At 63.1% G+C, this 11,917-nt stretch carries 12 protein-coding genes; 9 read left to right on the top strand and 3 right to left on the bottom strand.

Annotated features, from left to right (window positions below; translation table 11 throughout):
• The first annotated feature begins 11 nt into the window (after nt 1–11).
• From TO66_RS24075 to TO66_RS24055, 5 genes are all read left to right on the top strand, one after another.
• Nucleotides 12–920, top strand: coding sequence for a carbohydrate ABC transporter permease (locus TO66_RS24075; protein WP_044464622.1), 909 nt, complete (start codon nt 12–14; stop codon nt 918–920).
• Complete coding sequence (locus tag TO66_RS24070) at nt 913–1,758, top strand: carbohydrate ABC transporter permease (protein ID WP_044464621.1); 846 nt, start codon at nt 913–915, stop codon at nt 1,756–1,758. Before TO66_RS24075 ends, TO66_RS24070 begins: the two co-directional genes overlap by 8 nt.
• Nucleotides 1,759–1,761: 3 nt before the next feature.
• Nucleotides 1,762–2,922, top strand: a complete 1,161-nt coding sequence (locus tag TO66_RS24065) for an ABC transporter ATP-binding protein (RefSeq protein ID WP_044464620.1) — start codon at nt 1,762–1,764, stop codon at nt 2,920–2,922.
• 111 nt (nt 2,923–3,033) lie between these two features.
• A complete protein-coding gene (locus TO66_RS24060; RefSeq protein ID WP_044464619.1) occupies nt 3,034–4,383 on the top strand; it encodes a carbohydrate porin in 1,350 nt (449 codons plus the stop codon).
• A 299-nt stretch (nt 4,384–4,682) separates the two neighbouring features.
• Nucleotides 4,683–5,555 (top strand): D-hexose-6-phosphate mutarotase, encoded by an 873-nt coding sequence (locus tag TO66_RS24055; RefSeq protein WP_044464618.1) that lies wholly within the window; start codon nt 4,683–4,685, stop codon nt 5,553–5,555.
• 68 nt (nt 5,556–5,623) lie between these two features.
• Here the strand turns inward: TO66_RS24055 and TO66_RS24050 are convergent, their stop codons facing one another.
• Nucleotides 5,624–6,484 carry a MurR/RpiR family transcriptional regulator gene (locus tag TO66_RS24050; protein ID WP_171820105.1) on the bottom strand — a complete coding sequence of 287 codons (861 nt, stop codon included), beginning with the start codon at nt 6,482–6,484 and terminating at the stop codon, nt 5,624–5,626.
• A gap of 209 nt (nt 6,485–6,693) precedes the next feature.
• On the opposite strand from TO66_RS24050, the gene zwf reads away from it, so the two are divergent.
• From zwf to TO66_RS24035, 3 genes are read left to right on the top strand one after another with little or no spacing between them, the layout of a single operon-like run.
• Entirely contained in the window at nt 6,694–8,163 is a 1,470-nt protein-coding gene (gene zwf / locus TO66_RS24045) for a glucose-6-phosphate dehydrogenase (RefSeq protein ID WP_044464616.1), read from the top strand.
• Nucleotides 8,150–8,863 (top strand): 6-phosphogluconolactonase, encoded by a 714-nt coding sequence (gene pgl, locus TO66_RS24040; protein WP_044464615.1) that lies wholly within the window; start codon nt 8,150–8,152, stop codon nt 8,861–8,863. The genes zwf and pgl overlap by 14 nt, the downstream gene beginning before the upstream one ends.
• A gap of 17 nt (nt 8,864–8,880) precedes the next feature.
• Nucleotides 8,881–9,546 carry a bifunctional 4-hydroxy-2-oxoglutarate aldolase/2-dehydro-3-deoxy-phosphogluconate aldolase gene (locus tag TO66_RS24035; RefSeq protein WP_044464614.1) on the top strand — a complete coding sequence of 222 codons (666 nt, stop codon included), beginning with the start codon at nt 8,881–8,883 and terminating at the stop codon, nt 9,544–9,546.
• Between the two features lie 195 nt (nt 9,547–9,741).
• On the opposite strand, the gene TO66_RS24030 is transcribed toward TO66_RS24035, so the two are convergent.
• Both TO66_RS24030 and TO66_RS24025 read right to left on the bottom strand, forming a co-directional pair.
• Complete coding sequence (locus TO66_RS24030) at nt 9,742–10,926, bottom strand: aminotransferase class V-fold PLP-dependent enzyme (protein ID WP_044464613.1); 1,185 nt, start codon at nt 10,924–10,926, stop codon at nt 9,742–9,744.
• A gap of 13 nt (nt 10,927–10,939) precedes the next feature.
• Complete coding sequence (locus TO66_RS24025) at nt 10,940–11,176, bottom strand: DUF3820 family protein (RefSeq protein ID WP_044464612.1); 237 nt, start codon at nt 11,174–11,176, stop codon at nt 10,940–10,942.
• A gap of 206 nt (nt 11,177–11,382) precedes the next feature.
• Here TO66_RS24025 and TO66_RS24020 point away from each other — a divergent pair, with 206 nt between their 5' ends.
• The gene (locus tag TO66_RS24020; RefSeq protein WP_044464611.1) at nt 11,383–11,850 is read left to right on the top strand and encodes a PA2169 family four-helix-bundle protein; all 468 of its coding nucleotides are present in this window, start codon (nt 11,383–11,385) and stop codon (nt 11,848–11,850) included.
• The last annotated feature ends 67 nt before the right edge of the window (nt 11,851–11,917 follow it).

The raw sequence follows: 11,917 nt of genomic DNA, 5'->3' as shown, positions 1-11,917 counted from the left end.
GGATTATCCCGATGAGCTCTGTCGCGGTTTTCAGCAAAGCCTCACCGTTCGACGCGTTGCAGCGCTGGCTGCCCAAGCTGGTCCTGGCGCCCAGCATGCTGATCGTCCTGGTCGGTTTTTACGGTTACATCCTCTGGACATTCATCCTGTCCTTCACCAATTCCAGCTTCATGCCGAGCTACAAGTGGGTCGGCCTGCAGCAATACATGCGCCTGATGGACAACGACCGCTGGTGGGTGGCGAGCAAGAACCTGGCGCTGTTCGGCGGCATGTTCATCGGCATCAGCCTGGTGCTGGGCGTGTTCCTGGCGGTGCTGCTGGACCAGCGCATCCGCAAGGAAGGCTTTATCCGTACCGTCTACCTGTACCCGATGGCGCTCTCGATGATCGTCACCGGCACCGCCTGGAAATGGCTGCTCAACCCTGGCCTGGGCCTGGACAAGATGCTGCGCGACTGGGGCTGGGAAGGCTTTCGCCTGGACTGGCTGGTGGACCAGGACCGCGTGGTCTACTGCCTGGTGATCGCCGCCGTATGGCAGGCCTCGGGGTTTGTCATGGCGATGTTCCTCGCCGGCTTGCGCGGCGTCGACCAGTCGATCATCCGCGCGGCCCAGGTCGACGGCGCGAGCCTGCCGACCATCTACCTGAAGATCGTCCTGCCGAGCCTGCGCCCGGTGTTCTTCAGCGCCTTCATGATCCTCGCGCACATCGCGATCAAGAGCTTCGACCTGGTGGCGGCGATGACCGCCGGCGGCCCTGGCTACTCTTCCGACCTGCCGGCGATGTTCATGTATTCCTTCACCTTCAGCCGCGGGCAGATGGGCATCGGGTCGGCCAGCGCCATGCTGATGCTGGGCGCCGTGCTGACCATCCTGGTGCCGTACCTGTATTCCGAACTGCGAGGCAAGCGCCATGACTGATTCGCTCGCAAGACCGGCGCTGAGCTTCAGCCGCGTGGCCATCTACGCCACCCTGCTGCTGGCCGCGGCGGTGTACCTGGTGCCGCTGGTGGTGATGCTGCTGACCAGCTTCAAGACCCCGGAAGACATCCGCACCGGCAACCTGCTGAGCTGGCCGAGCGTGATCGACGGCATCGGCTGGATCAAGGCCTGGGACGTGGTGGGCGGCTACTTCTGGAACTCGGTGAAGATCACCGTGCCGGCGGTGATCATCTCGACCTTCATCGGCGCCCTGAACGGCTACGTGCTGTCGATGTGGCGCTTCCGCGGTTCGCAGCTGTTCTTCGGCCTGCTGCTGTTCGGCTGCTTCCTGCCGTTCCAGACCGTGTTGCTGCCGGCGTCCTTCACCCTCGGCAAGTTCGGCCTGGCCAACACCACCACCGGCCTGGTGCTGGTGCATGTGGTCTACGGCCTGGCGTTCACCACGCTGTTCTTCCGCAACTACTACGTGAGCGTGCCGGACGCCCTGGTCAAGGCCGCGCGCCTGGACGGCGCGGGCTTCTTCACCATCTTCGGCAAGATCCTGCTGCCGATGTCGGTGCCGATCATCATGGTCTGCCTGATCTGGCAGTTCACCCAGATCTGGAACGATTTCCTGTTCGGCGTGGTGTTCGCCAGTGGCGATGCGCAACCGATCACCGTGGCCCTGAACAACCTGGTCAACACCAGCACCGGGGCCAAGGAATACAACGTTGACATGGCGGCGGCGATGATCGCCGGGCTGCCGACACTGCTGGTCTACATATTCGCTGGCAAGTATTTCCTGCGTGGGCTGACGTCCGGCGCGGTCAAGGGGTAAACGATGGCAACTCTCGAATTACGCAACGTCAACAAGACCTACGGCAGCGGCTTGCCGGACACCCTGAAGAACATCGAGCTGAAGATCGACGACGGCGAGTTCCTGATCCTGGTGGGGCCGTCTGGCTGCGGCAAATCCACCCTGATGAACTGCATCGCCGGCCTGGAGAACATCAGCGGCGGGGCGATCCTGGTGGACGACGCAGATATCAGCGGCATGAGCCCCAAGGACCGCGACATCGCCATGGTGTTCCAGTCCTATGCGCTGTATCCGACCATGAGCGTGCGCGACAACATCGCCTTCGGCCTGAAGATCCGCAAGATGCCCACCGCCGAGATCGACGAGGAAGTGGCCCGCGTCGCCAAGCTGCTGCAGATCGAACACCTGCTCGCCCGCAAGCCGGGGCAACTGTCCGGCGGCCAGCAACAGCGCGTGGCCATGGGCCGAGCGCTGGCGCGGCGGCCGAAGATCTACCTGTTCGACGAACCGCTGTCGAACCTCGACGCCAAGTTGCGGGTCGAGATGCGCACCGAAATGAAACTGATGCACCAGCGCCTGAAGACCACCACGGTCTATGTCACCCACGACCAGATCGAGGCCATGACCCTGGGCGACAAGGTGGCGGTGATGAAGGACGGGATCATCCAGCAGTTCGGCACGCCGAAGGAGATCTACAACGACCCGGCCAACCTGTTCGTGGCCAGCTTCATCGGCTCGCCGCCGATGAACTTCATCCCCCTGCGCCTGCAACGCAAGGACGGTCGCCTGCTGGCCCTGCTGGACAGCGGCCAGGCCCGTTGCGAGCTGCCCCTGGGCATGCAGGACGCCGGCCTTGAGGACCGCGAGGTGATCCTCGGTATCCGTCCGGAGCAGATCGGCCTGGCGAACGGCGAGGGCAACGGCCTGCCGACCCTGCGTGCCGAGGTCCAGGTCACCGAGCCGACCGGTCCCGATACCCTGGTGTTCGTCAACCTCAACGGCACCAAGGTCTGCTGCCGCCTGGCGCCGGACGTGGCGCCGCAGGTCGGCGAGACCCTGACCTTGCAGTTCGATCCGGCCAAGGTCCTGCTGTTTGATGCCAAGAGTGGCGAGCGCCTGGGTGTTGCGGCCCCTGCGTCCGTCTCCGCCCACGCGACCAACGTGGCGCAGTTCAAGGGCCGTTGATGCTGGCGCAAGGCGCGCTGAATGCGCGGCGGATGGCCTGTCATCCGTCGCATCGGGTGTAAACCGCGTTAGAGAAAAACAGTTAATAACAATAAAGACGAGGATGTAGGGATGAAAAAGAAGAGCACCAACGCACGCTTGATCTGCCAGTTGTCTGCGATTGCGGCAATGACCCTGGCCGGCAGCGCGCACGCTGACGAAGCGTTCAGCGCCGACTCGAAATGGATGACCGGCGACTGGGGTGGCGAGCGCACCAAGCTGCTCGAGAAAGGGATCGACATCAAGGCCGACTACGTCGGGGAAATGGGCGCCAACCTGCATGGCGGCTACAACGACGACAAGACCGGGCGCTACAGCGACCAGTTCGGCCTGGGCGTGGCGCTGGACCTGGAAAAATTGTGGGGCTGGGACAACACCCAGGCCAAGATCCAGCTGACCAACCGTAACGGCGAAAACATCTCCAACGACCGCGTCGGCGACCCGCGTGCCGGGACCCTGAGCTCCTCCCAGGAAGTCTTCGGGCGCGGCCACATGGTGCGTCTGACCCAGTTGTGGATCCAGCATCAGTTCCTCGACGGCAAGCTGGACGTGAAGGCCGGTTACTTCGGCGAAGGCGAAGACTTCAACACCTTCCCTTGCGACTTCCAGAACCTGGCGTTCTGCGGATCCCAGGTGGGTAACTGGGCGACCAACATCTGGTACAACTGGCCGGTCAGCCAGGCGGCATTACGGGTCAAGTACCACATCACGCCGGAGCTGTATGCGCAGATCGGTGCGTACAACCAGAACCCGTCGCAAACCGAGATGGGCAATGGCTTCAAGCTCAGCGGCAGCGGCACCAAGGGCACCGTGCTGCCCGTGGAACTGGTGTGGTCGCCGAAGGTGAACAACCTGCCGGGCGAATACCGCGTGGGTTACTACAAGAGCACGGCCGATGCCGACGACGTCCGCGAAGACGTCAACGGCAACGACGCGGCCACCACCGGCGCCGCCTACCGCTCACACAGCAGCAAGCACGGCTACTGGTTCGTCGGCCAGCAGCAACTCACCACGCACAACGGCGACGCGACCCGCGGCCTGAATATCGCCGCCAACGCCACCTTCCACGACAAGGACACCAACTTCATCGACAACTACCAGTCGCTGATGCTGGTGTACAAGGGCCCGTTCGATGCGCGTCCCAAGGATGACGTCGGCATCGGTGTCGCTCGTATCCACGTCAACGACGACGTGAAGAAAAACGCCCAGTTGCTCAACGCCAGCAACGGCGTCAGCAACTACGACGACCCGCTGTTCTCGCCGCTGCGCGAGACCGAGTACAACTACGAAATCAACTACGGCTTCCATGTCACCAACTGGCTGACCGTGCGCCCCAACCTGCAATACATCACGCATCCGGGCGGTGTGGATGAAGTGGATAATGCCCTGGTGGCCGGTTTGAAAATTCAGTCGGTGTTCTAGGGTCTGTAGGAAAAGTCGGCGAGCGAAGGTCAGGCAAGGCAAAAACAGGCGAGGAACGGCCGGGGTCGCGCTCGACTGTAGGGGCCTACATGAGCATTCCGAGCCTGTTTTTAACGCAGCATGACCGAGCGCAGCCACTTTTCGTACAGAGCCTAACGTTGTTGCTATAAGCTCCTCTCTCTGTGCGCATTTTTGCGGATGGCCCAGGCTATCCGCTTTTTTTTGCGAGCGACTTCGCCGCGGCAATGTGCGCAGCATGACGAATATCAGGACAGCAATGATCTTCAGGACCGTGGCCCATGCATGAGCATCCGCTACAACGCTTTTTCAAATCCTTGCGCGAGCGCCCGACTTTTGCCTGGGAGCGCTATCAGATGCGCGACGTGCTGGTGATCGACCATCCGCTGTGCCAGGCGGTGTTCAGTCGCCAGGGCGCGCAGCTTTTGCACTTCCAGCCGCGGGGGCAGAAGCCCTGGTTGTGGTGCGCGGCGAAGTGGCCGCAAGTGGGGGCGATTCGCGGTGGGGTGCCCGTGTGCTGGCCCTGGTATGGCCGTCACCCGAGCGAGAACGCCTGGCCGTCCCATGGCTGGGCCCGGCTGCTCGACTGGAAGCTGCTCGACAGCGGCAGCGATGACGACGGGGTGTCCCTGCATTGGCAGTTGCAGCTGTGCGACTGGCAGGTCGACCTGCACGCGCACCTGGGCGAAAGCATGGACCTGCGCCTGAGCACCGAGCATCAGGACAGCCTGCCGTGCCAGCTGAGCCAGGCTTTGCACGCTTACTGGCGTATTGGCGACGTTGGTGAGGTAGCGCTGTCTGGGCTCGATGGCGCCGAGGGTTACGACCAATTGAACCGCCAGGCGTGTCGCCAGCAAGGCGAACTGCGGGTGGATGGCGGCTGCCAGCGCGTGTTCCAGCACGAAGGCGAATTGCAGCTCAAGGACCATGCCTGGCAACGCGAATTGCGCATCGACACCGGCAACGCCGCCGACACCGTGGTCTGGCACCCGGGCAGCCGGCCCTTGCTGGGGGTGAGTTGGAACGAGGTGTCCGGGTTCGTCTGCGTCGAAGCGGCGGCGGGCGGCACCGACAGCCTGTGCCTGGCGCCGGGGGAGCGGGCGCACCTGAGCCTGCAGGCGCGGGCGGGGGCAGAAGTGAGCGTTCGGGCTTGAGGGCCTCATCGCGGGCAAGCCTCGCTCCTACAGGAGTGTGGCGTGCCCGCGATAGGGTCGATGCAGAATCAGTTGAACTCGTCGCCCACCGGGTAGCGGCTGGCGTTGAGGCTTTCCTTGATCTTGCGCAGGTGCGGCTGGAAGTCCACGCCGCGGCGCAGGGTCATGCCGGTGGCGAGGACGTCGAGCACGGTGAGCTGGATGATCCGCGAGGTCATCGGCATGTAGATGTCGGTGTCTTCCGGCAGCGGGATGTTCAGGCTCAGGGTGCTGGCCTTGGCCAGCGGCGAGTTGGCGGCCGTCAGGCCCAGCACCGAGGCGCCGTTTTCCCGGGCGATGCGCGCCACTTCCACCAGTTCGCGGGTGCGCCCGGTGTAGGAAATGATCACGAACAGCTCGCCGGTATGGGCCACCGAAGCGATCATCCGCTGCATCAGCACGTCGGCGTGGGCGGTGACCGCCAGGTTGAAGCGGAAGAACTTGTGCTGGGCATCGAGGGCCACCGGGGCCGAGGCGCCGAGGCCGAAGAAGTGGATCTGCCGGGCCTGGATCAACAGGTCGACGGCGCGGCTGATCAGGTTCGGGTCCAGGGCCTGGCAGGCGCTGTCCAGCGAGGCGATGGCGCTGCCGAAGATTTTCTGGGTATAGGCTTCGGGGTTGTCGTCGGCTTCCACCGCGCGGCTGACGTACGCCGCGCCGCTGGCCAGGCTCTGGGCCAGTTGCAGCTTGAGTTCCGGATAGCCGCTGACGCCGAACGAACGGCAGAAGCGGTTGACCGTCGGCTCGCTGACCGAAGCGGCCTGGGCGAGGGCGGCGATACTGAAGCGGGTCGCCTGCTGTGGGTTGAGCAGGATGACTTCGGCGACTTTACGTTCCGCCTTGTTCAATTCTTCAAGGCGATTCTGGATCTGTTCCAGAAGGTTTCGCACGCGGTCCATTAAGGTTTTCCTGGGTCGGCAATGCAAAGGAGGCCGGTCTTAACCGGTCTTTGGCGGTGGCTTATCCTACTGATGGCTCCGGCTGACCACCACTTCGAATCTGTATTTTGCAAAAATGTTGTAGTTATTACTACATTTTCCCTTGAGTGATGCCTTGAAAAAAGGTATTTGTAGTTGAACTTGATAAAAGAACAAACATCATGCCTTCGATAACGGTTGAACCGTGCACCTTCGCCTTGTTCGGCGCGCTGGGCGATCTGGCGCTGCGCAAATTGTTCCCTGCCCTGTACCAGCTCGATGCCGCCAGCCTGCTGCATGCCGACACGCGCATTCTCGCCCTGGCCCGCGAGCCGGGCAGCGAGCCGCAGCACCTGGCCTACATTGAAGCCGAACTGCGCAAGTACGTGGGAGCCAAGGACATCGACGCCGAGGTGCTGGGGCGTTTCCTGGCGCGCCTGACTTACCTGCATGTGGATTTCCTCAAGGCTGAGGATTACCAGGCGCTGGCCGAACTGGCCGGCAGCGAGCAACGCCTGATCGCCTATTTCGCCACGCCGGCGGCGGTGTACGGGGCGATCTGCGAGAACCTGTCGAAGGCCGGCCTGACCGAGAACACCCGCGTGGTGCTGGAAAAGCCGATCGGTTCGGACTTGGAATCGTCGCGCAAGGTCAATGACGCGGTGGCGCAGTTCTTCCCGGAGAACCGCATCTATCGCATCGACCACTACCTGGGTAAGGAGACGGTGCAGAACCTGATCGCCCTGCGTTTCGCCAACAGCCTGTTCGAAACCCAGTGGAACCAGAACTACATCTCCCACGTCGAAATTACCGTGGCCGAGAAGGTCGGCATCGAAGGCCGCTGGGGTTACTTCGACAAGGCCGGCCAGTTGCGGGACATGATCCAGAACCACCTGCTGCAACTGCTCTGCCTGATCGCCATGGACCCGCCCGCGGACCTTTCGGCCGACAGCATCCGCGACGAGAAGGTCAAGGTGCTCAAGGCCCTGGCGCCGATCAGCCCGGAAGGCCTGACCACCCAGGTGGTGCGTGGCCAGTACATCGCCGGGCACAGCGAAGGCAAGGCGGTGCCGGGCTACCTGGAGGAAGAGAACTCCAACACCCAGAGCGACACCGAGACCTTCGTCGCCCTGCGGGCCGACATCCGCAACTGGCGCTGGGCCGGGGTGCCGTTCTACCTGCGGACCGGCAAGCGCATGCCGCAGAAGCTGTCGCAGATCGTCATCCACTTCAAGGAGCCGTCGCACTACATCTTCGCTCCGGAGCAGCGCCTGCAGATCAGCAACAAGCTGATCATCCGCCTGCAGCCGGACGAGGGCATCTCCCTGCGAGTGATGACCAAGGAACAAGGCCTGGACAAGGGCATGCAACTGCGCAGTGGCCCGTTGCAGCTGAATTTTTCCGACACCTACCGCAGCGCGCGGATTCCCGATGCCTACGAGCGGTTGTTGCTGGAAGTGATGCGTGGCAATCAGAACCTGTTTGTCCGCAAAGATGAAATCGAAGCCGCGTGGAAGTGGTGCGACCAGCTGATCGCCGGCTGGAAAAAATCCGGCGATGCGCCCAAGCCGTATGCGGCCGGGTCGTGGGGGCCGATGAGCTCCATCGCACTGATCACGCGGGACGGGAGGTCTTGGTATGGCGATATCTGAATTGAAACTGCCGCAGGGCGTGCAGGCCCATGAGTTCCGCAGCCCGGCGCTGTTGGCCGAAGGCCTGGCGCTGAAGGTGGCCGGGCAACTGGCCCAGGCGCTCGAGGCGCGCGGCGAGGCCACCCTGGTGGTGTCTGGCGGGCGTAGCCCGGTGGCGTTCTTCCAGCACCTGGCCAAGCAGCCGCTGGACTGGTCGAAGGTCCTGGTGACCCTGGCGGACGAACGCTGGGTGCCGGTCGAGCACGCCGACAGCAACGCCGGCTTGCTCAAGCGCTACCTGCTGCAGGGCCCGGCGGCCAAGGCCAAGTTCCTCAGCCTCTATAACGCCGCGGCCAATCTCGAAGAGGCCGCCGTGCAGGCCGATCGGCTGCTGGGCGAATTGTCCGCCATCGACGTGCTGGTCCTGGGCATGGGCGACGACGGCCACACCGCTTCCCTGTTCCCCAACAGCCCGAACCTGGCCGAGGCCCTGCAAGCCGACGGCGCGCGTCGCTGCTGGCCGATGCTGGCGCCGAGTGTGCCGCATCAGCGCCTGACCATGAGTCGCGCCTTGCTGGCTTCGGCCAAGTACAGCGTGCTGTCGATTTCCGGTCAATCCAAATTGACCACCCTGGGTGCGGCACTGGCCGGTGACGATGTCGCCGCCATGCCGATTCGTGCCTTCCTGCAACCTCCGTTAGAGATTTACTGGTGCCCATGAGCCAAGGATCAGCCGCTATGACAAACCTCCAACCGACCGTTTCCATGGCGGATAAAGTTGCCCTGATCGACAGCCTCTGCGCCAAGGCGCGGATCCTGCCGGTGATCACCATCGCCCGCGAACAGGACGTGCTGCCGCTGGCCGACGCCCTGGCCGCCGGTGGCCTGACCGCCCTGGAAGTGACCCTGCGCTCGCAGTTCGGGCTCAAGGCGATCCAGATCCTGCGCGAACAGCGCCCGGAGCTGGTGACTGGCGCCGGCACCGTGCTCGACCGGCAGATGCTGGCCGCCGCCGAAGCCGCCGGTTCGCAGTTCATCGTCACCCCGGGCATCACCCGCGACCTGCTGGAAGCCAGTGTCGCCAGCCCGATCCCGCTGTTGCCGGGGATCAGCAATGCCTCCGGGATCATGGAGGGCTATGGCCTGGGTTATCGCCGCTTCAAGCTGTTCCCGGCGGAAGTCAGCGGCGGCGTGGCCGCGATCAAGGCCCTGGGCGGCCCGTTCGGCGAAGTGAAGTTCTGCCCGACCGGCGGTGTCGGCCCGGCCAATATCAAGAGCTACATGGCGTTGAAGAACGTGATGTGCGTCGGCGGTAGCTGGATGCTCGATCCCGAGTGGATCAAGAACGGCGACTGGGCGCGGATCCAGGAGTGCACGGCCGAGGCCCTGGCGCTGCTGGACTGACAGGTTCCTGCCGTTTCAAAAATTCGTTGGTGTGTTCTACGGCTTTACGGTGCGCTTGGTCGGTGCACCGTTTTTTTTTGCCTGGAGAAAAGCCTGTCTGTAGGAGCGAAGCTTGCTCGCGATCCGCGCAGCGGCCATCCAACCGCATTGCCCGTCCCGGCGTCATCGCGCGCAAGCTGTGCTCCTACAGGAGGATCAGCCGCTCAACTGCGTCAAGGCTTCGACCAGCAACTGGACATGCGTGGCAGGGGTGGCGAAGCCCGGTGTGACGCGGATGCACGGCCCGCAAGCCGAGCCGCTGCGCACCACGGTGAACAGGTTGTATTCCTCGAGCAGCCGTTCGGCCATCGCCTGCTGGTCGGCGTGGTGGGTGAAGCGAAACGCGGTGATGCCGCAATACAGCTGCGGATCGTCCGGGGTCAGCACCTCGATGCCGGGCAGGTCGCGCACCTGGCTGACCCACAGGTCGCGCAGGTAATTCAGGCGTGCGCCCTTGAGGGCTGCGCCGCCCATGTCGCGGTGCTCCTCGAACACCCGGGGCAGGGTCAGCCAGGCCGGGATGTTCGGCGTGCCGTAAGGTGCCCGCGAGCGGATGTCGTCCGCGGCGTAATGATCCTCGCCCATGTCCGGGTCGATGTCGGCCAGGCGTTGCGGGTCGATGTAGGCAAAACCCAGGCTCAATGGCGCGCCTATCCATTTCTGCAGGTTGTAGCCGGCGAAGGCCACACCCAGCTCCTTGAGATCGAAATCCAGCTGGGCCAGGGCGTGGGCGCCATCGAGCACCACATCGATTCCGTACTCGCGGGCTTCGCTGGCGATGGCCTGGACGGGCATCACCAGCCCGGTGCGGTGGGTGACGTGGGTCAGGGCCATCAGTTTCAGGCGCGGGTAACGCGCGAAGGCCGCGCGATAGCTGGCCAGCAGGCTGTCGAAGCTGGCCGGATGAGCATGCTCGATCTCGATCACCTCGACCCCGCGGTAACGGGCCAGCCAGCGCATGGCGCCCTTGACGCTGCCGTAGTCCAGGTCGCTGAACAGCACCTGGTCGCCCGGTTCGAGGCGGTTGTAGTTGCGGATCAGCGATTGGAGCGCCTCCGCGGCGCCTCGGGTGAAGGCGAGCGCTTGGCTGTCGACGCCGAGCAGATCGGCCAATTGCTGTCGAATCTGCAAGTTTCCGACCCGGTCGAAATGCTGGCGCACATACACCGAGTTGCTGCGGTTGACGAAGGCGATCTGCCGTTGGTACTCGTCGACCACGGCGCGGCTCATGCGCCCGAAATAGCCGTTTTCCAGGTTGATCGGCCCGGGCTCGACCTCATAGCGGCGGGCAATTTCGCGCCAGTAGTCTTCGTCGCGGGCAAGTTGGGCAATCCGTGGCATGGGGAGTCTCTGTTCAATGGCGGGGTTTGGGTTTGCCGTGCTTGGTGCGCAGCGGGTCCAGCAGGTCGGAGAGGCCGTTGTGATCGATTTCATGCATCAGCGCCAGCAGGCCGCCCAGCTCGCCATGGGGAAAGCCCTGGCGGGCGAACCAGTTGAGGTAGGGGCCGGGGAGGTCGGCGAGGATGCGTCCCTTGTATTTGCCGTAGGGCATTTCGCGGGTGACCAGCAGTTCGAGGGTTTCGGGATTCATGGCAACGGTCTGTTGAGGTGACGAACACCCCGGAAAATACAGGCATTCTGCATGCAGGCCAAATGACAGATCATGCAAATAACGCGGATACAGAAACCGGGTAAAAAATTAACTATTTGAAAAATAAAGGAAAAATTAAATTCCGCTGACTGGCATGGGCGGTGCACTACCTCTCATGACTCCCCCAACCCGGAAGGAATTGAAAAATGACTGACATGAACAAAGAAGCGATTTCGGTCCTCAACGATCTGATCGAAACCAGTAAGGACGGTCAGGAGGGGTTCAAGACCTGCGCGCAAGACATCAAGCACCCCGAGCTCAAGGCGCTGTTCACCAAGCGGGCCACCGATTGCGCCACGGCCGCGGCCGAATTGCAGGCCACCGTGCGTTCGCTGGGTGGCGACCCGGAAACCTCCACCAGCGTCAGCGGCGACTTGCATCGCCGGTGGGTCGATCTCAAGTCGCTGGTGACCGGCAAGGACGAAGAAGCGGTGCTCAATGAAGCCGAGCGTGGCGAAGATCACGCGCTGAAGGCCTACAAGGAAGCGCTGGAGAAAATCGACAAGCACAACCTGGTAGGCATCCGCGATGTAGTGGAACGCCAGTACCACGGCGTGCAGCGCAACCACGATCAGGTCAAAGCCTTGCGCAACCAGGCTCGCGCCAATTCGTAACGCTGCGAACCTGTCAAAAACGCCAGCCAGCCTGGCGTTTTTTTATGCCTGTCATTTAGTGCTGGAC

The organism is Pseudomonas sp. MRSN 12121 (genome assembly GCF_000931465.1).
Classification (GTDB): domain Bacteria; phylum Pseudomonadota; class Gammaproteobacteria; order Pseudomonadales; family Pseudomonadaceae; genus Aquipseudomonas.
This window is presented reverse-complemented; position numbering and strand designations above follow the sequence as displayed.